This is a genomic window from Pararhizobium sp. PWRC1-1, from assembly GCF_049897905.1.
GTDB lineage: Bacteria > Pseudomonadota > Alphaproteobacteria > Rhizobiales > Rhizobiaceae > Pararhizobium.
Window position 1 is genome coordinate 55,399 of record NZ_JAFCXE010000017.1, and the last position, 23,832, is coordinate 79,230.

At 58.3% G+C, this 23,832-nt stretch carries 22 protein-coding genes and 2 pseudogenes; 20 read left to right on the forward strand and 4 right to left on the reverse strand.

The window, feature by feature from the left end:
• Position 1: 1 nt before the first annotated feature.
• The 5 genes from ACP7E0_RS23560 to ACP7E0_RS23580 all read left to right on the forward strand — a co-directional run bounded on the left by ACP7E0_RS23560 (position 2) and on the right by ACP7E0_RS23580 (position 3,950).
• Positions 2–814: an alpha/beta fold hydrolase gene (locus ACP7E0_RS23560; protein ID WP_426128321.1), complete on the forward strand. Its 813-nt coding sequence runs from the start codon at positions 2–4 to the stop codon at positions 812–814.
• Positions 807–1,196 carry a carboxymuconolactone decarboxylase family protein gene (locus ACP7E0_RS23565; RefSeq protein WP_426128322.1) on the forward strand — a complete coding sequence of 130 codons (390 nt, stop codon included), beginning with the start codon at positions 807–809 and terminating at the stop codon, positions 1,194–1,196. The genes ACP7E0_RS23560 and ACP7E0_RS23565 overlap by 8 nt, the downstream gene beginning before the upstream one ends.
• 149 nt (positions 1,197–1,345) lie before the next feature.
• On the forward strand, positions 1,346–2,179 hold the full coding sequence (locus tag ACP7E0_RS23570) for a transporter substrate-binding domain-containing protein (RefSeq protein WP_426128324.1): 834 nt from the start codon (positions 1,346–1,348) through the stop codon (positions 2,177–2,179).
• A 56-nt stretch (positions 2,180–2,235) separates the two neighbouring features.
• Complete coding sequence (locus ACP7E0_RS23575; protein ID WP_426128325.1) at positions 2,236–3,210, forward strand: amino acid ABC transporter permease; 975 nt, start codon at positions 2,236–2,238, stop codon at positions 3,208–3,210.
• Entirely contained in the window at positions 3,207–3,950 is a 744-nt protein-coding gene (locus ACP7E0_RS23580) for an amino acid ABC transporter ATP-binding protein (protein ID WP_426128326.1), read from the forward strand. Before ACP7E0_RS23575 ends, ACP7E0_RS23580 begins: the two co-directional genes overlap by 4 nt.
• A gap of 163 nt (positions 3,951–4,113) precedes the next feature.
• On the opposite strand, the pseudogene ACP7E0_RS23585 reads toward ACP7E0_RS23580, so the two are convergent.
• Positions 4,114–4,957: pseudogene (locus tag ACP7E0_RS23585) on the reverse strand (LysR family transcriptional regulator); the annotation flags it as partial.
• 212 nt (positions 4,958–5,169) lie between these two features.
• Between ACP7E0_RS23585 and ACP7E0_RS23590 the strand changes: the two are divergent.
• The 3 genes and pseudogenes from ACP7E0_RS23590 to ACP7E0_RS23600 all read left to right on the forward strand — a co-directional run bounded on the left by ACP7E0_RS23590 (position 5,170) and on the right by ACP7E0_RS23600 (position 8,407).
• Positions 5,170–6,004: pseudogene (locus tag ACP7E0_RS23590) on the forward strand (inositol monophosphatase family protein).
• A gap of 51 nt (positions 6,005–6,055) precedes the next feature.
• Positions 6,056–6,655, forward strand: a complete 600-nt coding sequence (locus tag ACP7E0_RS23595) for a dual specificity protein phosphatase family protein (RefSeq protein WP_426128327.1) — start codon at positions 6,056–6,058, stop codon at positions 6,653–6,655.
• 108 nt (positions 6,656–6,763) lie between these two features.
• The gene (locus tag ACP7E0_RS23600) at positions 6,764–8,407 is read left to right on the forward strand and encodes a Na/Pi cotransporter family protein (RefSeq protein WP_426128329.1); all 1,644 of its coding nucleotides are present in this window, start codon (positions 6,764–6,766) and stop codon (positions 8,405–8,407) included.
• Here the strand turns inward: ACP7E0_RS23600 and ACP7E0_RS23605 are convergent.
• The gene (locus tag ACP7E0_RS23605; protein ID WP_426128331.1) at positions 8,404–9,390 is read right to left on the reverse strand and encodes a LacI family DNA-binding transcriptional regulator; all 987 of its coding nucleotides are present in this window, start codon (positions 9,388–9,390) and stop codon (positions 8,404–8,406) included. The genes ACP7E0_RS23600 and ACP7E0_RS23605 overlap by 4 nt on opposite strands.
• A 529-nt stretch (positions 9,391–9,919) precedes the next feature.
• Here ACP7E0_RS23605 and ACP7E0_RS23610 point away from each other — a divergent pair.
• The 7 genes from ACP7E0_RS23610 to ACP7E0_RS23640 all read left to right on the forward strand — a co-directional run bounded on the left by ACP7E0_RS23610 (position 9,920) and on the right by ACP7E0_RS23640 (position 18,107).
• Positions 9,920–11,773, forward strand: coding sequence for an ABC transporter permease (locus ACP7E0_RS23610; RefSeq protein ID WP_426128333.1), 1,854 nt, complete (start codon positions 9,920–9,922; stop codon positions 11,771–11,773).
• Positions 11,773–12,906 carry an ABC transporter ATP-binding protein gene (locus tag ACP7E0_RS23615; protein WP_426128334.1) on the forward strand — a complete coding sequence of 378 codons (1,134 nt, stop codon included), beginning with the start codon at positions 11,773–11,775 and terminating at the stop codon, positions 12,904–12,906. The genes ACP7E0_RS23610 and ACP7E0_RS23615 overlap by 1 nt, the downstream gene beginning before the upstream one ends.
• Positions 12,907–12,948: 42 nt before the next feature.
• Positions 12,949–14,076 carry an ABC transporter substrate-binding protein gene (locus ACP7E0_RS23620; protein WP_426128336.1) on the forward strand — a complete coding sequence of 376 codons (1,128 nt, stop codon included), beginning with the start codon at positions 12,949–12,951 and terminating at the stop codon, positions 14,074–14,076.
• An 18-nt stretch (positions 14,077–14,094) separates the two neighbouring features.
• Positions 14,095–15,234 (forward strand): ABC transporter substrate-binding protein, encoded by a 1,140-nt coding sequence (locus tag ACP7E0_RS23625; RefSeq protein WP_426128443.1) that lies wholly within the window; start codon positions 14,095–14,097, stop codon positions 15,232–15,234.
• Positions 15,235–15,300: 66 nt separating this feature from the next.
• Positions 15,301–16,425 (forward strand): ABC transporter substrate-binding protein, encoded by a 1,125-nt coding sequence (locus tag ACP7E0_RS23630; RefSeq protein WP_426128338.1) that lies wholly within the window; start codon positions 15,301–15,303, stop codon positions 16,423–16,425.
• Between the two features lie 59 nt (positions 16,426–16,484).
• A complete protein-coding gene (locus ACP7E0_RS23635) occupies positions 16,485–17,402 on the forward strand; it encodes an inositol monophosphatase family protein (RefSeq protein WP_426128339.1) in 918 nt (305 codons plus the stop codon).
• 78 nt (positions 17,403–17,480) lie between these two features.
• Positions 17,481–18,107 carry a dual specificity protein phosphatase family protein gene (locus tag ACP7E0_RS23640; RefSeq protein ID WP_426128341.1) on the forward strand — a complete coding sequence of 209 codons (627 nt, stop codon included), beginning with the start codon at positions 17,481–17,483 and terminating at the stop codon, positions 18,105–18,107.
• A 380-nt stretch (positions 18,108–18,487) separates the two neighbouring features.
• Here ACP7E0_RS23640 and ACP7E0_RS23645 read toward each other — a convergent pair whose 3' ends face one another.
• Complete coding sequence (locus ACP7E0_RS23645; RefSeq protein WP_426128343.1) at positions 18,488–18,970, reverse strand: hypothetical protein; 483 nt, start codon at positions 18,968–18,970, stop codon at positions 18,488–18,490.
• Positions 18,971–18,999: 29 nt separating this feature from the next.
• Positions 19,000–19,752 (reverse strand): FadR/GntR family transcriptional regulator, encoded by a 753-nt coding sequence (locus tag ACP7E0_RS23650; RefSeq protein WP_426128444.1) that lies wholly within the window; start codon positions 19,750–19,752, stop codon positions 19,000–19,002.
• A 447-nt stretch (positions 19,753–20,199) separates the two neighbouring features.
• Between ACP7E0_RS23650 and ACP7E0_RS23655 the strand changes: the two genes are divergently transcribed.
• Genes ACP7E0_RS23655 through ACP7E0_RS23675 form a run of 5 tightly spaced genes read left to right on the forward strand, consistent with a single transcriptional unit; the run spans position 20,200 to position 23,675 of the window.
• Positions 20,200–20,673, forward strand: coding sequence for a RidA family protein (locus ACP7E0_RS23655; RefSeq protein ID WP_426128345.1), 474 nt, complete (start codon positions 20,200–20,202; stop codon positions 20,671–20,673).
• A 39-nt stretch (positions 20,674–20,712) separates the two neighbouring features.
• Positions 20,713–21,453 carry an amino acid ABC transporter ATP-binding protein gene (locus ACP7E0_RS23660; protein WP_426128446.1) on the forward strand — a complete coding sequence of 247 codons (741 nt, stop codon included), beginning with the start codon at positions 20,713–20,715 and terminating at the stop codon, positions 21,451–21,453.
• A 10-nt stretch (positions 21,454–21,463) separates the two neighbouring features.
• Complete coding sequence (locus ACP7E0_RS23665; protein ID WP_426128347.1) at positions 21,464–22,132, forward strand: amino acid ABC transporter permease; 669 nt, start codon at positions 21,464–21,466, stop codon at positions 22,130–22,132.
• Positions 22,133–22,141: 9 nt separating this feature from the next.
• Positions 22,142–22,792 carry an amino acid ABC transporter permease gene (locus ACP7E0_RS23670; RefSeq protein ID WP_426128348.1) on the forward strand — a complete coding sequence of 217 codons (651 nt, stop codon included), beginning with the start codon at positions 22,142–22,144 and terminating at the stop codon, positions 22,790–22,792.
• Positions 22,793–22,832: 40 nt separating this feature from the next.
• On the forward strand, positions 22,833–23,675 hold the full coding sequence (locus ACP7E0_RS23675; RefSeq protein ID WP_426128350.1) for a transporter substrate-binding domain-containing protein: 843 nt from the start codon (positions 22,833–22,835) through the stop codon (positions 23,673–23,675).
• The last annotated feature ends 157 nt before the right edge of the window (positions 23,676–23,832 follow it).

Here is a 23,832-nt window from a genome sequence, read left to right on the forward strand (position 1 = left end):
GATGACGGAGCTTCGGCAACATACCGTCAGCCACGTGACGCTCAACTACCGTATCGGCGGCGATGGTCCGGAGCCGCTGGTCTGCATCCACGGCGTCGGGTCCTCTCTGGAGGCATGGGCCGGCGTGGTGGCTGAACTCAAGGATCGTTTTACGATCCTGACCTTCGATCTGCGCGGCCACGGCCGGTCGACACGGATCAAGGGCCGTTACGAAATCGACGATTTTGTTGATGAGACGCTGGCACTCGCGGCGCATACGGGTTTCGAGACCTTCCATCTGGCAGGCTTCTCGCTCGGCGGGCTGATCGCACAGCGGTTGGCGCTCACCCATCAGGCGCGATTGAGAAAGCTGGTGCTTCTGTCCACAGTCGCCGGCCGTACACCGGAGGAGCGCGAACGGGTCCTGTCCCGGCTTGCGGCCCTCAGGATGGGAAACCCTGGCGCCCATCACGATGTTTCGCTGTCGCGTTGGCTGACGGAAGGGTTCCAGGAGCGCAATCCGGACGTCATCGAAAAACTGCGCGCGCGGGATGCCGAGAACGATCCGGATTGTTACGCATCGGCCTATCGTGTCCTGGCGGAAACGGATTTCGGCGGTTTTCTCGACCAGATCCGCTGCCCGACGCTGATTGCGACCGGCGAGGAGGATGCCGGGTCCAACCCGCGCATGGCGACCTACATGCATGATCGCATTCCCGGCTCGACATTGGCGATCCTGCCGGGGCTACGTCACTCCATTTTGATTGAAGCACCCGTAACCGTGGCCCGCCTGATGGCCGATTTCCTTTCGACGGAAGAGGTGAGCCATGGATAAGGCGCTTCGGCAAGCCGGCGAGGCCGTGCGACGCAAGGTGCTCGGGGACGATTATGTCAATCGTGCTCTCGCCAATGCCGACGATTTCTCCCGGCCGTTCCAGGATGTCCTCAATGAATATTGCTGGGGTGCCGCCTGGACCAACGACGGCCTCGACCTCAAGCAGCGCAGCCTTCTCAATCTTGGAATGCTGGCCGCGCTCAATCGCATGCACGAGTTCGGCCTCCATGTCCGCGGCGCGATCCGCAATGGCGTGACGGATGACGAACTGCGTTCCGCACTCGTCCAGATCGCCGTCTATTGCGGCATTCCCGCAGGCGTCGAAGCTTTCCGCGTGGCGGGCACTGTCCGCGCCGAGATGCGCGAGAAGGGGGAGCTTTGATTTCCGCCGTTTCAAGCAAGCGGTAGCACAAACATGCTCCGGATCACCGGAAGACCGGGTGCATCCGGTGATGACTAAATGACGACCATGGCGGCGAAACCGGGAGGGTTAAGCCGTAAAATCCATCAACAACAAAGGGAACAGACAGCATGAGACATCTCACCAGACTGACGGCGCTTGCAGCTTCGCTCGCCTTTACCATTTCGGCACTTCCGGCCAATGCCGGGGCAGTGCTGGACCGCGTGCTGGCGGCCAAGACGCTCAAGGTTGCGACGGATGCCAACTGGGCACCGCAATCCTTCATGAACGACAAGAACGAACTTGACGGCTTCGACGTCGATGTCGCCAAAGATATCGGCAAACGCCTCGGCGTCGACGTCGAGTTCGTTACCCCCGGCTGGGACATCATTACGGCCGGTAACTGGTCGGGCCGCTGGGACATGCATGTCGGTTCGATGACCCCGACCAAGGCGCGGGCGGAGATCTTCGATTTCCCCGGCGTCTACTATTACACCCCGGCCGCCGTCGCCGTTCACAGAGACAGCAAGGCGACGACGCTGTCAGACCTTAACGACAAGGCCGTCGGAACGACGGCCACCTCCACCTTCGAGGCATATGCGAAGCAGGATCTGACACTGGACGCAGCCGGTGCACCTGCCTTCAAATACGAGTTCAAGCCGAAGGACGTTAAGTCTTACAGCAATTCGACGACAGCATTCGATGACCTGCGCCTGGGTGATGGCACCCGCCTTCACGCAGTCGTTTCGTCGCTGCCGAGCATCATGGACGCGGAAAAAGCGGGATACCCGATCAAGCAGCTAGGTGACCCCGTGTTTTACGAGCCGTTGGCCGTTGCAACGGAACATGGCGACGCGGAATTCGACGCCAAGATTTCCGAAGCGGTGAAGGCCATGCAGAGCGACGGCACGCTTAGCAAGCTTTCGGTCAAGTGGTACGGCGTCGACTACACCGTCGTGAAATAACCATCCTCTCTGGCGGTCCGCAAACACGGGCCGCCAAACCGTCCGAAGGACAAGAGATGCTCTATCCGGATACAGTCGAATCTGAAATTCTCGTGCACAAGCCGTGGTTCGTCGCCACGATGTTCGCCATCATTCTTGCAGTCTTCCTCGCATTCAACCTGACCGGCACGACGATGGGCGAGCTGATGCGCCCGGTGATCGGCGATCCCTTGCAAAGCGGGCTTTACGGTCGGTTCGCGGTCGCCTTCGTCGTCGCGGTGATCTTCTCGCTGAACGTGGTATTGATTGGCTTCGCGCCATTGAAAGTCCAGGTCGCCATCGTCTGGTTCGAGCTTCTAATTCTGTTTCTGGCATTCTTCGAGACTTTCCATCTCAGCCTACCGTTCATCTGGGAAAAGCTGCCATTCCTGATCGCGCAGGGTGCCGTAACGACGCTCTATGTGTCGGCGATCTCCATCGCCATTGCTTCGGTCATCGCGATCCTCGGCGCCGTCGCCAAACTTTCGACCAACGGCTTCGCCTATGCGATCGCCAGCTTCTACACATCGTTCTTTCGCGGTCTGCCGCTTTTGATGCAGGTCTACCTGATCTATCTCGGTCTGCCACAGCTCGGTTTCGTCATCGACGCGGTACCGGCCGGGATTTTGGCATTATCGCTTTGCTACGGCGCCTACATGACCGAAATCTTCCGCTCTGGCATCCAGAGTATCGATCGCGGGCAGTGGGAAGCTTCCCGGTCCATGGGCTTCGGCTTCGGTATCACCATGCGGCGGATCATCCTGCCGCAGGCGCTTCCGGTTATCATTCCGCCGACCGGAAACCAGTTCATTTCTATGCTGAAGGATAGCTCGCTGGTCTCCGTCATCGGTGTTTGGGAACTGATGTTTCTTGCCCGAACGCTCGGCCAGAAGACTTTCCAGCATATGGAAATGCTTATTTCGACCGCGCTCATCTACTGGATCATGTCGATCTGCCTCGAACTCATCCAGTCCCGCATCGAGCGCCACTATGCCAGGAGTAAACTCAGATGAGCATGGACCTGATCATTGAGGCAAAGGACGTCGCAAAATGGTATGGCGCATTCCAGGTGTTGAAGGACATCAATTTGACAGTGAGGAAAGGCGAACGCATCGTCGTCTGCGGCCCTTCCGGCTCCGGGAAATCCACGCTGATCCGCTGCTTCAACCGGCTTGAAGCGCATCAAGAGGGTGAGATTACAGTCGATGGTATAAGGTTGCATGGCAAGATGAGAAACGTCGCCGATGTCCGCAAGAATGTCGGCATGGTGTTCCAGCACTTCAACCTGTTTCCGCACATGACGGTGCTGATGAACTGCATGGTCGGGCCGATGTGGATCAAGGGCGTTTCTGCCGCGGAAGCCAAGAAAACGGCACTGCGGTTCCTGGAACGTGTCCGGATTCCCGAGCAGGCCAACAAATATCCGGTCCAGCTCTCCGGCGGCCAGCAACAGCGCGTCGCGATCGCCCGCAGCCTCTGCATGGAGCCGGCCGTCATGCTATTTGACGAGCCGACTTCAGCACTGGATCCGGAAATGGTCTCGGAAGTTCTTGATACGATGTCGAGCCTTGCTCGTGATGGCATGACGATGGTCTGCGTCACCCACGAGATGGGTTTTGCGCGAGCGGTTGCCGATCGGGTGATTTTCATGAATTCCGGCCAGATCATCGAAGAGGGGAGTCCGGAGGAATTCTTTACCAACCCGCAGCATGAGCGTACGAAACTGTTCCTCAGCCAAATTCTCAGGCATTGAGAACAAATTCCTAAGTCGAACAGGTAAATCGAGGTCGGTTGTTCGAAATTGTGGGAGAGCATCGCTAACTCCACTTCTGGCTCACGACGGCTCCGCAATTGCTGCGTAGGCGCCCCACTGAGATCGGCTGAAGGCCCGGCGCCGGACATATTCGGGCCACGCCTCAAGAGCTCTGCGCCACGGAAGGTAGCTGACACTCGCTTGAAAACAGCCGCGTGCTGATAAAGTCGACGAACACCCGTATCTTGGGCGAAAGATGCCGGCTTGATGGCCAGATCAGGTTGAACTGGCCCGGCAGATCGAGGTGATCGATCAGCAACGGCACTAGTTCACCCGTCTTTAGCGAGGCTGCTGCCAGAAAATCAGGCATGCAGCCGATGCCCAGGCTGCGCAGCACCGCGCCGCGCAACGCCTCCATATTGTTGCAGGTCAGGATATGGCGGATCCGGACCTCTGGCTCTCCCGTGGAAAGGACGAGCGGCCAATCCTGTAGCTTCCCGCTATTGGGAAACCGAAATCCGATCCCGATATGAGCAAAGAGGTCGCGCGGGCAGGCGGGCGTCCCTTGCCGTTCCAGATATCCCGGAGATGCGCAGAGAAGCAGTTGAAACGGACGAAGCGCGCGCATCATTATACGGCTGTCGGGTATTTGTCCGCTACGGATTGCGACGTCGACGCCCTCGTCGATGAGGTCGACGATACGGTCGTTGAAATCGAGATCGAGCTCGATCACCGGGTAAAGCGACAGGAATCAGGGAGCACCGGCAACAGCAGGTGATAGGCGACGATTGGCGCGCTCACCCTAACGCGCCCGCGCGGGGTTTCCTGAGCTCTCAGAAGTGTCTCCTGGGCATCGTCGAGATCTCAAGGATGTGGCGGCATCTTTCATGAAACGCGCGTCCTTCCTCCGTCAGCCGCAGGCTGCGGGTCGAGCGCTGAATGAGCCGCACGCCCAACTGGGTTTCAAGCTTGGTGACGGCCTTGCCGACGGCAGATGGAGACAGGCCGTACAGAGACCGCCGAATTGTCCCGGCCTTTGGCAACGGATTTTGTGCAGGCGCAACAGTTAAGCGCACTGTTGTTGGCAAAAAAACGCTCCACTCCCTTCGCTGTTAGCATATCTGCAATGTCAGGTTTTAATTGTAAATTAGACTTGAGGTCAATGAACGCGTGTGCAATATGAACACGCGTTCAAAAATGCGTTATACGGTTGGAGTCGATGGAACCAATGCCCTATCCAGACACCTTGGCAGCTCGTGCCGACCTGTGCTGCGAAGTTATTCGCTCTGCCGGAGAGCTCGTCTTGAAAGGATTTCACGGCGAGACAACGCGCAGTTATTCGATGAAGGGTCCCCAGGATTTCCTGACGGTGACGGATGCCGCCTCTGAAGCCCATATTCGGGGTTTGCTTTCGGCGCATTTCCCGAATGATAGCTTTTTCGGGGAAGAGGGCGGCGGCGATATTGCAGAACGTGTCTGGGTCGTTGATCCCGTGGATGGGACAGCCAATTTTGCCCGCGGGATTCCGCATTTTTGCATTTCCATCGCCTATGTTGAAAATGGGCGATGCGAAATCGGCGCTATCTATAATCCCGCTCTCGACGAACTCTATTTCGCCCGCCGTGGCGAGGGGGCAACGCGGAACGGACTGCCGATCACGGTCGCACAGACGGAGCGCTTCGATGCGGCCTCCATCGAGATGGGATGGTCGACCCGCGTGCCGAATGCCACCTATCTCGATGTCGTCAAAAATCTGCTCGAAATGGGCACCAATGTCCGCCGCGCGGGCTCGGGAGCTTTGGCGCTCGCCTATGTCGCGGATGGCCGTCGGCTATATCGAATTGCACATGAATTCCTGGGATTGCCTCGCAGGCTTGCTGCTCGTCAGTGAAGCCGGCGGCGACGTCTGCCCGTTCCTCGATATCGGCAGCCTGGAGGAGGGGGGACCGGTGCTCGCGGCCGCCGCAGGCGTCGCGCAGGGTGTCAGCAAGGCTTCGAATATCCCGCTGGTCATATCACAGGTTTTGGACCGGCGGCAGGTAACATCGGCTTAATTCTGAAGGCGAGCTTGCGAAGAGCCCGCCTCGTGCGTGCGAGGAGTGGAAATGGATGGACCTGTTTATGCCCGGCCTGCAATCAGCTTGATTGGCGAAGGCTTCGGCCCGCATGGCGCAGCTATTTACATTGGCGGCAGCGAAGGTGCGCGTGATCTTGGGCTCCTGCGCCGGCACGGCATCACCACGGTCGTAAACTGTGCCGTTAATCTCGATATCAATTTTGTGCGGACGGCAGCAGAAGAGAGCGACCTGTGTGCCAGTGGCTATGGCGACGTTCGTTACTACAAGCTTGGCCTGATCGACGGAGAAGGCAGTCCGGACACGATGATGCTTGGAGCCTATTATATTCTTGACGGGGTGCTGCGGCAGACGATGCCGAAACGAGAGACCTACCCCTTTCTTGACGGTGGAAACGTGCTCGTCAATTGCCGTAGCGGCCGCAGCCGATCTGTCTCGCTGGTCGCGCTTTTCCTTCACAAGCAACAGCCGCACCTTTATCCCACTTTGGATGACGCACTCACTGTGATCCGCGAGAAACGGGAGTTGCGGCCCGATGAATGGTTCGAAACGCCGAAGCCGATGCTCTATGCCGCCGCGCAACGTGCTTCGGAATGGATTGACTTCATCGAAGGCAGGAAGCAGCCGTAATCATGCTGACACGCGGCCTTCCGGCCTTTGCCGTCCTCGCCGACGCCCATTTCCATGACACGGCGGCCGATTCCGCTTTCCTGCCGGACGGACAAGTGAGGTGATCTGATGGAATCGCTCAATATCAGCATTAATCTGTTTGGCGCGGTCGCGCTGCTGCTCTTTGGCCTCAGCCAGATCAAGGACGGCATGACACGCGCCTTTGGCGCCAAACTGCGCATCGGCCTTGCCGCCGGTACCCGTGGCGAGTTCCGCTCCTTCATTGCCGGGTTCGTTGCCACGGTTGCGTTGCAGAGTTCCACGGCAACAGCCCTGATGGTGGCTTCATTCGTGGAGAAGGATCTGATCGTGCCGGCCATGGCGCAGATCGTGCTGCTTGGTGCCAACGTCGGCACCGCAACGACGGCATGGATTGTTGCCCTTGGCCTCGGCTGGCTTTCGCCGATGCTGATCCTTGCTGGCGTCATTCTCTCGCGCACCAAGTCGGCACCGCGGCAGGGGGCGGGTGCCGCCCTCGTCGGTGTCGGCCTGATGCTGCTTTCGCTGCACCTGCTTTCCGCCGCGACTGATCCCATACGCCAATCCCCGGCACTCAGCCTCTTCATCACCCTGCTCGGCAATGCCTGGCCAGTCGCGCTGATCTTCTCGGCTGTGCTCGCTGTCCTGGCGTCCTCGAGCCTTGCCATCGTCGTTCTCATACTGTCGCTCGCGGCAAACGGCAGCATCGATACCAGCCTGGTCATCGTGCTGGTTCTGGGCGCCAATCTTGGAGGCGCCATCCCGCCTGTGCTGGCAACGTTGAAAGCGCCGGCTGCTGCCCGTCGTGTGACCCTCGGCAACCTGATCGTGCGGGCCATCGGCTGTATTGCGGCCCTGCCGCTTGCCGGTTACGGGGCCGTATTGCTTGAGATGTCGCCTTTTTCGCACACCAATTTCGCTGTTGATGCCCATCTGCTTTTCAATCTCGCCGTTGCCATCATAGCCTGGCCGCTCTCGCCGCTGCTCCTGCGTGCGACCACAGCCCTTCTTCCGGAGCAGAAGCAAAGCGAAGCCGATCGCAGCTATCTCGACAGCCATGACCTCAACCGGCCGGTCGCAGCGCTTGCCGGAGCAAGCCGCGAGGCCATGCTGGTCGGCGACCTGATCGAGCGAATGCTGATACAGGCCCATGAGGCCATGCAGTATAACGACTTGTCCAAACTCGCCGATATCAGCGCGCTGGAAGGACGGGTCGATCGCATCCAGCACGGGATCAAGGTCTATGTCTCGAAGGTTGGCCAGGATGGGTTGACCGGCAAGGATCATCGCCGGGCCATGGATATTGTCGAATATGCCATCAATCTCGAGCATATCGGCGATATCATCGAAAAGGGCATCCGCCCGGAAATTGCCAAGAAGATCAATCTCGGCCTGCAATTCTCCAACGACGGAAAAACAGAGCTCGAGCACCTTTTCACCATCACGCTCGATAATATCCGCGTGGCGCAAACGGTTTTTGCGACCCAGAATGCCGACCTTGCGCGCCGGCTGGTCGAAGTAAAGGAAGACGTGCGCCGGCTGGAAAAGCAGTCGGCCGAGCGGCACCTGCAGCGACTTCGCGACGGCCGGGCCGACAGTATTCAGACGAGCTCCGTGCATCTCGACATGCTGCGCGACCTGAAGCGGATCAACGCCCATATCGCCTCGGTCGCCCATCCGATTCTCGACCAGAGCGGCCTTCTGAGCGAAAGCCGGATCAAGCAGGCGCTCTAACGGGCGGTGATGCGCTCGACCAAGGCAACGGGCACGACTTGAAGCCGGGTTTCCGGATCGTCGCTTGCCAGCGCCGTCAGCACTTTCTCGGTCAAGGCTTCGAAAGACTGTCCGACGGTTGTCAACTGATAGCTTTTCCAGCCGGCTTGGGGGATATCGTCGAAGCCGATGATCGACAGATCTTCCGGCACGTGGCGGCTCATCTCCAGCCGGGCAGCGTCCATGAACCCCAGCGCAAGCAGATCAGTGACGCAGAACGCGCCATCAATTGTCCTGTCGCCCAACAGGTCGCACCCTGCCTGATAGCCGCTTTCATAGCTGGTCGGGCCGTCAGACCAGGAAACGACGTCGACGCCCTCAAGGGCCATGCGCTGGCTGAAGGCACTCGCGCGCCGGATCTGTGCCGGCGTTTTGCTGCCGCTTGATATCACCGCAACCTTTCGGCACTTGGCCTCGATCAGCCGCATCGCGGCGAGATCGGCACCATGGGAATCATCGCTCAACACCATGTTCGTATCCGTGCGGTCCAGCCTTTGATTGATCAGGATGAGCCTGACGCCATTGGCCATGCACTCATCGATAATCGATGCTGGTGGCTCACCGGAAAGGACGACGATCGCCTGCGCACGGAACTCAAAAAGAAGCTCGATGAGCGGCGCGATATCCTTGCGGGCGTCGGCTGCATTCAGCAAAAGACATTGCAGCCCGCGCCGCAGGAGACCGATGCTTAGGAGATCAAGCTGTTTGGAAATGAAGGGAGACCCGAGATTTGCGCCAACAACGCCAATCAGGTTCGAACGATCATTGTTAAGACCCTGCGCCAGGCGATTGACACGGTAGCCAAGTTCCTGAGCCGCTTTGACTACCTTGCGGCGAACCGCCTTCGACACGCTACCGCCAGGGGTGAATGTGCGCGAAACGGCCGAACGTGAAACCCCCGCCTTCTTGGCCACCTCCTCGGCCGTTACGAAGCCTCTTCCCATTCACGTCCCCAATGCAAATCAAGTGTTTGATATTACAGGCCACATTGCACCGGTTTTTCCAACCTAAAAATTTGTGCCGATGCCCAGTGGAAGCAACGAGACATGCGCACTCTGCTGGCTTTGAACGGGCGCATGCCTTCAAATGATTTCGATGGGATCTGGAAGAAGAGGCACACGTTCGCAGGGTACGTCGAATATTGTGCGGCATTCGCAAAAATAATGATTTAAAATCAACTAGATAATCGCATGACCGCGTGTGCATTTTGTCGTTGACAAAACGACCTCGCCGATAGATCATGCATTCCACGGTGATCCAAAAAACGGAATGGTCATTCCATTTTTTGAGGGTAACGATGCCTCTGGGAGGGGCTGCATTATCGCCGTTAAGCAGGCCGGGAGGCCTGATGCTGGAGGATTGAAGCCATTGCCCGCGCCCGTGCGCATCGTGCCGACCCGCCAAGGGATAGCGCGACGCGTCGAAGGCATCTGCCGGAGTGCAGGGGCAATACTGTGGTTACGGGGAAATATAATGGCACTTCTGACTGAATCGACGAAGGTGGAGGCTCTGGTTCGAAAGCCGGTAGCCGCGCCTTCGGCATGGCAGGCCTGGCGATACCGCTTCAAGGTTGCCCTGCGAGAACCGACGACGCTGATTGGCGTCCTGACGGCTTTGATCTTTACCTACCTGATCGTTGTTCCGATCATCTCGATCGTTCTCGACGCAGTTCGGGTGCAGTTCGGGCACGAACGGCGTCTTAGCAAGGAGGTCGGCGATCTCACGCTCTACTACATCGATCGGGCATTTTTCTCGCCAGTCGCCACCGACCTCTTCTGGCGTCCGCTTTTCAACACCCTTACCGTCGCACTCGGCGCCATCTCATTGTCGCTGGTGATCGGCACCGTGCTTGCCTGGCTGATCAGCCGGACGGACATGTTCGGCCGCCGCTGGTTTGCGACCGCTCTGATCGTGCCCTACATGCTGCCCGCCTGGACGTTTGCGCTGGCCTGGACGACGTTGTTCAAGAATCGCACGATTGGCGGCCAACCCGGCTGGTTCGAAGCCATTGGCCTGACACCACCGGATTGGGTCGCCTATGGCCGTTTTCCGATCACCATCATCCTGGCGCTTCACTACACGCCCTTCGTCATCCTGTTGTTCGGCTCGGCGCTTCGCCGCTTCGATTCACAGCTGGAGGATTCCGCCCGAATCCTCGGCGCTCACCGCTACCAGGTTGCCATTCAGATCATCTTGCCACTGATGCGCCCGGCGCTGATGTCTTCGATGGTGCTGATTTTCGCAAAGTGCCTGGGCGAATTCGGTGTTCCCTACGTGCTCGGCCTTCCGGTCAAGTTCGAGGTTCTCTCGACCTCGCTGTTCCGCAGCATCGCGTCCCGCCAGACCGGTGTTGCCGGGGTCGTCGCCGCCTCGATCATGTTGATCGGTATCATCACGCTGATGATCGATGCACGCTTGGTCCGGGAAGCACGCCGCTTCGTGACCATTGGCTCGAAGGGATCAATGAACAGGCAAAGCCGCCTCGGCAAGATGCGCCTTCCGGCGACCGGTTTTGCGGGGACGATCTTCATCCTCAGCGTCGCCATGCCTCTTCTGACGCTTGCTCTCTCGACAGTCATGAAGATGCCGGCCAAGTTCACGCTTGACAATTTCACGCTCGACTACTGGATCGGCACCGACCTTCATACGGTGGCATTGCAGACGGGTATCCTGCTCAGTCCCGAGCTCTGGGCTGCGGCCAAGAACACGATGATGATCGTCGGTCTAGCCTCGCTGGTGTCCGGCATTCTTGGTCTGCTCGTCGGCTATGTCGTCATCCGCACACCGGTCCGCGCCTTGTCGGTCTATCTGCGCCAGGTAACCTTCCTGCCTTACCTGGTTCCAGGGATTGCCTTTGCAGCCGCCTATCTTTCACTATTCGCGGTTCCGCGCGGCCCGATGCCAGCTCTCTACGGCACCGTGACCATCCTTATTCTGGCGCTTATTGCCGACCAGATGCCCTACGCCTCGCGCGCCGGTATCTCGGCCATGACCCAGCTCGGCAAGGACCCGGAAGAGGCAGCCCAGATCGCCGGCGCTGGCTGGGTTCGCCGCATGATCCTGATCGTCATCCCGATCCAGAAGGGATCGCTGGTGACGGGCGTGCTGCTGCCGTTCATCTCGGGGATCAAGGGGCTCAGCCTCTTCGTGATCCTGGCTGTGCCGAGCACCGACGTGCTGACCACCTATTCCCTGCGACTGGTCGATTATCACTACACGCAGGCCGCCAATGCCGTGGTGCTGATCATCGCCGCCATCGCCTATTTCGGCACGCTGTTGGCCCAGAAGCTGACCCGCACAAATCTTGCAGAAGGACTTGGAAGCTGATGCCTACCATCAACCTGCGCGGAGCGCAGAAGAACTATGGTGTAAACTCCGCCAACGCGGTTTCCGATCTCGACCTCGAAATTCGCGACGGTGAGTTCATGTGCCTGCTGGGTCCATCCGGCTGCGGCAAGACCACGACGCTGCGGATGATTGCCGGCCTCGAAAACCTTTCGGGCGGCGAAATCCGGGTCGGAGACAGGATCATCGACTCCGTCGCGGATGGCATCTTCGTCCCACCGGAAAAACGCGAGATGGGCCTCGTCTTCCAGAGCTATGCCCTTTGGCCGCACCTGACGATCGAGCGCAACACCGATTTCGGCCTGCGGCTGCGCAAGCTGCCGAAGGCCGAACGCGAGGCGCGCGTCGAGCGCGTCATGCAGACGCTCGATATCGCCAAATACCGCGACCGCTACCCGTCACAGCTTTCGGGCGGGCAGCAGCAGCGCGTCGCGCTTGCCCGCATGCTGGCCGTCAATCCCGGCGTGCTTTTGCTCGACGAGCCGCTGTCCAATCTCGACGCCCGTTTGCGGCTCGAAATGCGCGCCGAGCTAAAACGGCTGCACAAGGAATTCAAGACGACGATCGTTTTTGTCACCCACGACCAGTGGGAAGCCATGACGCTAGCAACAACGATCGCCGTCATGAACGAGGGCACCCTGCAGCAGATGGGCACGCCTAACGATATCTATGATCGCCCGGCCAACCGTTTCGTTGCGGAATTCGTCGGCAGCCCGCCGATCAACATCCTGACGTTTGGAAAACCCGGGGTCTCCGATGTCGCAGACAAGGCCGAAGCCTATTTCGCGGCCCATTATCCGCAGTTGCGTGGCATCGGTTCGATCGGCATGCGGCCGGAAGCCATGGGCTATGCAAGCAAGCTGGAGGACGTGCCGCAAGGCAGCTTCTTCGGCGAAATGACCGTGACGGGCGTACTGCCAACCGGGGGCAGCTGGATTCTGGAATTGAGGAGCCAGAACCACACGCTGTTCCTGACCACCCATGCCCTCCCGCGCGTCGATAGCGGAGATCGCGTCTTTTTCCATGTCCTGGCCGAGGCCCTGCATGCGTTTGACGCGAACGGTCAGCGGATAACCGAAGCCGACGCGCTGCTGAGGAACATCACCTACAACTGAACAACCGGAGAACGAACATATGCTTGCTGAAGGAGGAGCAGTATGAAGCGTAAAATGACGGGCGGCAGGAACACCCTGCTATGCGCAACGGCCATCTTGGCCTTGTTTGGCGGTGCGGCGAAGGCGGAGGAGCCTTTCGACCTCAATGCGCTGATCGAGGCGGCCAAGCTGGAAAAGCCGATCACGGTCTATGACAGCACCGGCAAGATCGTCGAAATGGCGGAGAATTTCGCCAAGAAATATGGCGTCGCCGCCGAAGGTTCAAAAGTCAAGGCATCAGCCCAGCTCGAAATGATCATTCGGGAAGCGCGTGCCAACAACATTCAAGGCGACGTCTCGATCATCAGCGATGCGCCAGCCGCGATGGCCCAGCTCATTCCTCAGGGCTTTGCCGAAAGCTGGCTGCCACCAGATCTCGCCAAAAGCATCCCAGCAGAATATCAGGACCCGCTGACGGTGGTCACCAGTGCCAGTGTCTGGGCCTATAACACCGAGCTGTTCGACAAATGCCCCGTTGCCAACATCTGGGAACTGACCGAGCCGAAGTGGAAGGGCAAGGTCGCGATGCAGGACCCGCTCGGCAAGGCATCCTATGTCGACTGGTTCAACCAGATGACCAAGCATGGCGACGATAAGGTCGCCGGCGCCTACAAGGACCTATACGGCAAGGATCTCCCGACCGGAGAGACGAGCGCCACGGCCGCGTGGGTCAAGGCACTCGCCGCCAACGCACCACTTCTGACCGACGCGGACGCTGCAGCAGCCGAAGCCGTCGGCGTCCCGGGCCAGAAGGAACCCTTCATGGGCCTGATCAGCTCGGCGAAGTTTCGCGACAATGCCGACAAGGGCATGAAGCTCGGCCTCTGCAAGGACCTGAAGCCCTGGCTCGGCTGGCTCTATCCCGGTGTCGGCCTTATCACCAAAGGCACCAACAGCCCGAACGCAGCCAAGCTCTTTATCCACTATGTTATGACCGAAGAGGGCATCGCGCCGCAGGCGATCGACGGCAAGATGTCGACCAACACGGACGTCAAACCACCGGCCGACGAGCCGTCCGGCATCGGAGCCGCCCTTGATCAGGTCCTGCCCTACAGCATGGCAACCAGTCTCGACGACTGGGATCAGCGCGAGACCTGGCAGGACCTCTGGCGGTTGAACTATCAGAAATAAGCGATGGAGCAGGATATGATGACCCAAACCAGACGGGCAACGAAATGGAGGCGGCATGCAACCGCCTCCACACTGGCCCTCGTTCTTGCCACGGCGATCGGCGGCGCAGTCCATGCCGAAGACGCCTTCAATCTCGATGCACTCATTGAGGCGGCGAAGAAAGAACCGCCGATCACCGTCTATGCCGTCACCGGCAAGATCGTCGACACGGCCGAGGCCTTCACCGCCAAATACGGCGTGCAAGCCAGCGGCAAGAAGGTCAACGAGGCGACCCAGGTCGAGCTGATGGTCCGCGAGCATCAGGCCGGCAACATCGTGGGTGATGTCAGCGTCGCAACCGATGTCGCTTCCGCGGTGGGTGAGCTTCTGCCGGAGGGCATCGCCACCAGCTGGACGCCGCCAGACCTTGCAAGCGACATTCCCGGAAAGCTGCGTACTCCGCTGGTCGTCGTCTCCGATCCGCATGTGTGGACCTACAACACCGAGAAATACGACAAGTGCCCGGTCACTAACATCTGGCAGCTAACCGAGCCGACGTGGAAGGGCAAGCTCGCCATGCTCGACCTGTTCGACAAGCCGCTCTATGCGGATTGGTTCAACCAGATCGAAACACACCACGATGCCGATGTGGCCAAGGCCTATGAAGACTTTTACGGCAAGAAACTGGCGACCGGCGAAAAGAGCGCCACCGCAGCCTGGGTGAAAGCCTTTGCTGAAAACGAGCCGCTGCTTTCGGACTCGACAACGGTTGCAGAAGCCGCCGGCGCGCCGGGACAAGCCGAACCTTTCTTCGTCATCACCTCGACGGCGAAGTATCGCGACAACGAGGCCAAGGGGCTGAAGCTGGGCCTGTGCTCGGGCGTCCAGCCGTTCTCCGGCTTCCTGTATCCCGGCTTCGGCCTGATTGCCGGACAAACCAAGAGCCCCAATGCCGCAAAGCTGTTCGTGCGTTACCTGATGACCGAAGAGGGCATTTCGCCACAGACCGCAGACGGCAAGATCTCGGGCAATTCCAAGATCGGCCTGCCGGCGGACGAGCCCTCGGGCGTTGCCAAGCACCTTGACGAACTGATGTCTTTCGACGCGGCAACGGCGGCCGATGATCTCGACAAGCGCGAGAGCTGGCAGGATTTCTGGCGTGTGAACTACAAGAATTAAACCGGAGGCAGGCGAAGGGACATACGTCCATGGCCTGCCTTCACTTTTGCCTTGGGAGGGGAAATCATGAAACGAAACAAGCACCTGACATTGGCCATGATGGCCGCCGGTCTCGCTGCCGGGGTGTCTGGCGGTTCAACCCGCGCAGAAGATGCCATCGATCTTGACGCGCTGGTTGCTGCGGCAAAGCTGGAAAAGCCGATCAACATCTATGACAGCACTGGCAAGATCGTCGAGATGGCCGAAAATTTCAGCACCAAATATGGGCTGAAGGCGACGGGCATGAAGGTCTCCGCCAACAGCCAGCTGGAGATGATCATCGGCGAAAGCCAGGCCGACAATGTCCAGGGCGATGTTGTTCTGATCACCGACGCGCCGGCGGCTCTGGCCCAGCTCCTGCCGGAGAAATTCGTCGAGAACCATCTGCCTGGCGACATGGCCTCGAAGATCCCGGCGCAGCTCCAGAGCCCCCTGGCGATCTCCACCAATGCCAATGTCTGGGCCTACAACACGGAAGTCAACGACACATGCCCGGTTGCCAATATCTGGGAACTGACCGAGCCGAAGTGGAAGGGCAAAGTCGCCATGGTCGACCCCCTGACCAAGGGCAACTACACTGACTGGTTCAACCAGCTGGAAACCTATGGCACCGGCAAGGTGGCTGCGGCTTACAAGGCGCATTTCGGCAAGGATCTCGAAACCAGCGAAAAGAGCGCTGCGGCCGCCTGGATCAAGGCATTGGCGCAGAACGCACCCCTGGCAACGGACGGTGACGATCCGGTTGCCGAAGCCGTCGGGGCGCCCGGACAGAAGGAACCCTTTTTCGGCCTGCTCAGCTCGGCCAAGTTCCGCGATAATGCCGATAAGGGCTACAAGTTGGGTATCTGCGCTAACCTCGATCCGTGGGTTGGCTGGAGCTATATCAAGCTTGGGCTGATCGCCTCCAAGACAAAGAGCCCGAACACGGCCAGGCTCTTCATCCACTACATCCTGACCGAAGAAGGCATCGCGCCGCAGATGAAGGACGGCAAGCTGCCGACCAACACCGACATCAAGATGCCGGACGACGAGCCGTCAGGCCTGCTGAAAGTCTCCGACAAGCTGTTCGATTACAACTCCTCCACCGGCCTCGACGATTTCGATCGCCGCGAAGAGTGGCAGGATTTCTGGCGCGTGAACTACTCGAAGTGACCCACTTGCCGGCGCGTCCTCCACCGCGCCGGCCTTTTACCCGAACCAACAGACTGGACATGCCGATGCAAATCCCCTACTCGCCTGAACCCAACTCTGTAAACGAGGAGGCGTTTTCCCGCTCGGTACAACTGATGGAAATCGCGAAATTAGCAGCACTTGCCGTGCGCGATCCGCTGCTCGAGGCTTTCCGCTCGGACATGGCCGTGGACTACAAGGTCGATCTCCACGATATCGTCACCATCCATGACAAGCGGGCGGAAGCGACCATCCGGGCCTTTATCCTTGAGCATGAACCCAACTCGGCGATCATGGGCGAAGAGGGCGGCCAGATCGGCAATGGCGAGATCCAGTGGTATGTCGATCCGATCGACGGTACCGCGAATTTTGCCCGTGGCCTGGCCTTCTGGTGTGTCTCGATCGGCGCAGTTATCGACGGCGAAGTCGTCGCCGGTGCGATCTACGACCCGGTTGCAGACCTGATGTTTGCGGCTGATCTGAAAACCTCCTATCTGAACGGTTCGCCGTTGCGCTCCCGCTCGGTCGAGGATGAGACCCGGGCCACACTGATCACCGGCTATCCGGTGTCGCGCGACTTCCGGCTCGATGGCCGGGAAGTGGCACTCACCAATCTGGGCGAACTGGTCGAGATCTTCTCGACGCTGCGCCGCCCCGGAAGTGCGGCCCTCAGCATCGCCCATGTCGCCGCCGGCTGGGCCGACGCTGCCGCCGGATTTGGTGTCAATGCCTGGGATGTCGCCGCCGCCACGCTCATCCTCAAGAATGCCGCCGGCCGATACGAGCCGCTAACCCTTGGCAAGGTGGCAAACGGGTCTGCCGACTTCCTTTGCCCGGGCTACATTGCAACGGGGAAAGGCGCCAACTACACGACACTTGCGCGGGTGGCACACTCCATTTCCGAAAGCCGCATCGCAAAGATCGCAGCACAGCGAAGCGAGATAGCGGCGACCGCCTGAGCAAATGCTTCGGGCGATCAATGAATTGAAACCATGGAATGGCGGCGCCCAGCGGATCGGCGCCTGCGGAGAAACGACATGCAGCAACTGGAACAGGACGTCTCTCAACAACCGGAACCGCGCGAGCTGCCAAAGCTCAGCCTGATCTACGAGCAGCATCCGCTTTACGGCGTCGATCTGTTCATTTCGGGCAAGGAAGGCGCAAGCGATCTCAACCTTCTGCGCAGCAAGGGCATCACAACGGTTGTCAATTGTGCCGTCAATCTCGACTTCAACTTCGTCGAACAGCCGCAGGTCGTCTCGGATCATGAAGGCAGCGTCTACGGACCAGGTGAAATCCGCTATTTCAAGATTGGCCTGATCGACGGCGACGGCAATCCCGAGACCCAGATGGTCGCAGCCCATTACATCCTGCGGGCGGCGCTGGAGCAGATCCTCCCCGATAAACCATCCTATCCGCGGCGCGAACACGGCAGCATGCTGATCAACTGCCGCGGCGGCCGCTCCCGCTCCGTTGCCGTCGTTGCGCTTTTTCTGTACCTGACCTTGCCACAGGAATTCCCGACGCTCGATGATGCCATCGGCTTCGTCCGTCTGCGACGTGAACTGCCGGAGAACGAATGGTACAAAGCTCCGAAGCCCGTACTCGTCAACGCCGCGAGCCGGGCGGCCGGCTGGATCAGAACCATCGATGCCGCTCAATAGTGGTCGACTGTCGATATGCCATCTGCTGCTTTTGCCAGAGGAGGAATACCATGGCATTCAAGTTTTGCATTCAATCGCCGAAATCGATGGAGGAACTTAAATCGTTGATCGTTGCAAAGAAGATCATACTTCCAGAAAAACTCACGATTTTGGCAAGAGCGATGTTCGAGCGACCGAACTCCGTCGTCTTCGAGAGTGCTGGAACATTCGCGCGTGGATGTGGTGTTTCTCCCACAACGGCGCACAGGTTGGCCCGCGCACTGGGGTTTCGATCTTTTCGGTGCTTAAGACTCTTGTTCCAGGACGAGCTACGTCGGCAAGCCAAGCAGAGAATGTCAGCATGAGCTGAGAGCTATGTGTTCGAATTCATGGTGAACGTCTCATTCAATAAACTTGGTATCGTTGGTTCGAATCGGCGAGCGGGGATCGCGTCCCGGAATTCTGCAACTGCTGGGATTTTGGCGCTGTCCGAGAACCATTAGTCGGTATTTACGGCCGCGACCCATGTCATTGACAGCCGTGAGGCCGATTTCGGCGCTAAACTGGTGGATGCGATCGAGCAGACCGGCGCGACGATCGCTTTCGATCCGGTCGGCGGGGAGCACGATGGGCCGATCCTGCATACTTCCACGCGACTGAGTATGTAATAAAGGCCTGCTGAACCGCAGGTTTGATTTTCGTCCAACTAAGCCTGCTTCCAAAAATACCGCTACAAATTTAGTATGTGCTAATGTCCACTGCTTAGTTACGACATACTGCCGCGCACATGAATCGAAGATTGGTGACGCTCTCAGAATATGGCGATACCATAAATCATTGTTATCCCACGTGACTGGAATAACGCGTCGGCGGTTCGAGTCCATTCAGGACGTGCAATGGATTCGTGCGTGTTTCATTCCTCCGATGCGACGTTGCTGAGGGGCGAATTGTCTCCGTCCGAAAAACCTCGATACCGTAGGTGACTCCTGCTGAGGTGCGCCCGCATCGCCTCGCGCGCCCGTTCTGCACTCCCCGAGCTAATCGCCTCACAGATCGCTCGATGTTCGACCACTGTATTCTGAATATAGTCGAGAGTAATAAGGGCCGGATTGAGCTGCTTGGAAAAAGCCGGTTGAGGCAGAATCTGGAGGCTCATAAGGCTGAAGAACTCGATGAAGGCTCCATTGTTGGTTGCTTCGGCGATCGATCGGTGAAAAACAAAGTCGAGATTGTCAAGCGCGGCCTCGTCCTCAAGTGAAGCTTCAAACGCGCGGGCTGCGTTCCAGATGTTGGATTCCTGAGACCAAGATCGCCGAACGGCCGCCAACCCGGCAGCATGAACCTCAAAAGCCATTCTAAGTTCCAGCAAGTCCATGAACGACGTTTGCAGACAAGCCAGGGGAGCAAGCGTGATGTTTGCATCCAACGAGTTGGCGTCTTCGATGTCGGGACCGGGTCTTTTTCGGACGAACACCCCGACACCATGTCGCGACTCGACAATGCCGTCGGACCGCAAGGCCGACACTGCTTCTCGAATGACGGTCCTGCTGACGCCGAACCGCTCGGATAATTCGGCGAGCGACCCCAGTTTGGCACCGCTCTCGAACCGGCCGGTGCCGATGTGAGCCTTGAGCGCCTGAATTGTTCGGCCCGTTAAACTGTCCAAAACCTGTTCCCCTTCGCCACAAATCACGCTGCAGAATGTAAGTAGTTTGCGCAAGGTAGCACTTCACTCGGAGGTGATGCTACCACCCGGTGCTAATTTTGTTGATATAGAGTGCGCACACTTTGTCAGAGCGACGGATTCAGCACCCACTTTACGGGGGTGGAAGGTAAAAAAATTTGCTGGCAAAGCCCACGAACACCGGTGGTGACACTAGCAAATAGATTTTTACATGTTCTTAACTCATTGTTAATACACAATAAATTTGATGTTCCACGGAGCCCGCGCATTTGGAGATAGTATCTCTCGATTTCGTCTTGACAAGAGATACTATTTCAACAATTCTCATCACCAGAAAAGTGGAGCAACATCTGACGTATTGTAGCGTTGGTAAATGCTCCCGGGAACATGGTTTGCGCATCCGCGCGTCTGACAATGATGGAAAATGCTATGGGTGTCGTCGTCGCACGTCTCTCCGAGCTAGGTATCGTATTGCCTGCGATTACCCCGGCTTCAGGAAATTACATTCCTCATCGGCTCGTCGGAAGCCTTCTGTTCGTATCAGGCCAGATCCCGCGGATCGACGGAGTTGAACATTATGTTGGCGTGGTGGGTCAGGATATCTCGCCTGAGGACGGATACAAGGCTGCTCGCTTCTGCGCGCTCAATATCGTGGCGCGGGTCAACGCCGCTCTAGATGGGGATCTTGATCGCGTCATCGCCTGCGTCCAACTGCGTGGCTTCGTCAATGCGCCCGCCGATTTCACAGGTCATCCAGCAGTCATCGACGGCGCTTCCGACTGTCTCGTGGAGATCTTTGGCGACAAAGGACGTCATGTGCGCACCGCGCTTGGTGCGGGGTCATTGCCGCGCGGTTCCTCCGTGGAAGTCGACGCCATTTTCGAAGTCGCACCAAAATCCTGACAGCAAATAAAGGGGAAACTGGCCATGAACGGGACCAGCATGTCGGAAAAAGCCATAGCCATGATGGGCGTCAACAAATGGTACGGTCACCTTCAAGTCCTGAAAGGGATAAACCTTGAGGTTGGTCGCGGCGAGCATATCGTCCTTTGTGGACCTTCGGGTTCGGGTAAATCAACCCTTATCCGCTGTATCAATCACCTGGAGGAAATCCAGCAGGGTAGCATCGCCGTCAATGGCACGGAGCTGAGCCAGAAGGGCAGCAATGCCGACCATATTCGCCGCGATGTCGGCATGGTTTTCCAGCAGTTCAACCTTTTTCCACATCTCACCGTTCTGCAGAACTGCATGCTCGCCCAGCGCCGGGTGCGCAAAGCTTCGGTGGCCGAGGCGAAAGACAAGGCGATGCGCCATCTGGACCGCGTGCACATCGCTGAACAGGCAGAAAAATATCCCGCCCAGCTCTCCGGGGGGCAGCAGCAGCGCGTGGCAATAGCCCGGGCGCTGTGCATGGATCCCAAGATTATGCTCTTCGATGAGCCTACCTCGGCGCTCGACCCTGAAATGGTCAAGGAAGTGCTCGACACGATGATCTCGCTTGCAGACGATGGCATCACCATGATCTGCGTTACCCACGAGATGGGCTTTGCGCGTGCCGTCGCACATCGTGTGATCTTCATGGACCGTGGCGAAATCATCGAGAGCGCCAAGCCGGACGTCTTTTTCAGCAATCCGGCTCACGAACGAACCAAAACGTTCCTCAGCCAGACCCTCAACCATTGAGGAGGGGCTGATGAATTACACCTTCGACTTTGCACCGGTTTTTGCCGCGTGGCCGATGCTGCTGGAAGGCGTGATCGGTACGTTGAGAATGTCGTCCCTCTCGATGGTCTTCGGATTGTCGCTCGGTATTGTCTTCATGATGATGCGCATGAGCAAGGTGCCGGCGCTGCGCACCAGTGCCATTTGCTATATCGAGCTGATCCGCAATACGCCCATCCTTGTGCAGGTGTTCTTCGTATTTTTCGGCATGCCAGCGATTGGCATCCGGCTCAGCGGCGAGCAAGCGGCGATCCTTGCCATGACGCTGAACTGCGCAGCCTATGCGGCGGAGATCGTGCGTGGCGGCGTGCAGTCCATCCGTCCGGGCCAGATCGAAGCGGGCAGGGCGCTTGGGATGCATACGGCCGACATCTATCGGTTTATTGTCTTCCGGCCTGCAATCAGGGCCGTTTACCCGGCGCTGTGCAGCCAGTTCATCCTGATGATGCTGAACTCCAGTCTGGTCTCGTCGGTCTCGGCGGAAGAGCTCACCTATTTTGCGCAGACGCTTGATGCCCAGACATTCCGCAGCTTCGAGATTTATCTCACGCTTGGTTTCATCTACCTCCTGTTGTCCCAGCTCGTCTCTGTCGCTCTCGGCATGATTGGCCGGGTCTATTTTTCCTATCCGGCAAAGTGAGGCAGTGCGATGATCCGTCAATTTGGCTGGAATGAATTCCTCTTTCTGCTCGAAGGCGCGCGTTGGACGGTTGTCCTATCGCTCCTCGCCTTTACCGTCGGCGGAGCGCTGGGGCTGACTGTAGCGCTTGGACGCACCAGCAAATGGAAACTGTTGCGCATTCTTATGGCAACCTACATTCAGATCTTCCAAGGCACGCCGCTGCTGATCCAACTGTTCTTCGTCTATTTCGGTCTGCCGCTTCTGGGCTTTAAGGTGGATGTCTGGGTGGCGCTGACGATTGGCCTGTCGCTGCACACAAGCGCGTTTCTCGGCGAGATCTGGCGCGGTAGCATCCAGGCCGTTTCTGATGGTCAAAGCGAGGCTGCTCGAGCACTCGGTATTGGCTATATGCATCGTATGGTGGATGTCGTGTTACCGCAGGCTTTTCGCATCGGTCTGCCCGCCACCATCAGCTTTCTCGTCAACCTGATCAAAGGCACCGCGCTCGCCGCTCTGCTCGGTCTGACGGAGCTCACTCGCTCTGGCCAGTTGATGGCGAACATTACGTTTCAGCCGCTACAGGTCTATGGGGCGGTCGCAGTCATCTACTTCTTCATCTGCGTACCCCTGACCTACTGCAGTGCCAGGATCGAGCAGCGCCTCGACGCTGCGCGGTAAAACAAAAACGCATGCCAAGAAACCAACCAGAGGTGATCACATGACCAAGACAGTATCGACCCCTTCGCGTTCGAAAATCCTGAGTGGGTTTGGCGCAATGCTCTTCGCCGCGACCTCATTCGCGACGACAGCGCTCGCCGTCACACCCGAAGAGCTCAAGTCAAAGGGTACCGCTACCATCGGCGTACAGATGGATCAGTTTCCATGGGGCTTCATCGATGCCAACGGCGGCAATGACGGTTTCGACATTGAAATCGCCAAAATGATCGCCAAGGAACTGGGCGTTGAGGTAAAGTTTGAGCGCATCACCGGGCAGAACCGCATTCCGCTGCTGGTGAACGGCAATGTGGACTTCCTGGTGCCGTCGATGACGATCACCGAAGAACGCGCCAAAGTCATCCAGTATGTCATTCCTTATTCGTCGAACGACATCACTGTGTGGGGTAAGACCGACGCTGCGATAAAAGGCAACGAAGATCTTTCGAAATATGTAATCGGCGTCAACCGCGGCAGCGCCTTCGAGCCGTTGCTGGTCAAGGTCGCGCCGAAGGATACGCAGATCAAGCGCTTTGACGATGATGCGACGACGGTCCAGGCACTTTTGTCCGGCCAAGTCGATGCAATCCTGGGAAGCGTGACCTATGGCCTCGTCATCAAAGAGACCGGTTATGACAAGCAATTCGAGCGCAAATACAAGGTTGCGGACAATTTCCAAGGCATGGCGGTTCGCAAGGGCGATCACGAAATGCTCGCTTTCCTGACTGATTTCGTCGCCAAACACACGGCGGACGGATCTCTCGATGCCCTTTACAAAAAATGGATCGGTGTCGACCGCGCGAAACTCCCGACAACATTGCCGGGTGTAGACTTCATCGGAAAATAACAACGCCAAAGCCTGCGCGGCCGTTACAGCCGCCGCGCAGAGCTTGAGAAATCAACAATTGAAGAGCTTTTGGCCCCCGCCTGTCTGTGCGGGCGGGGACGGTCTGCTGCACGCCGAAAATCGGGTTATCGGGCAAGCGCAACAAAAGCTCGCTTAG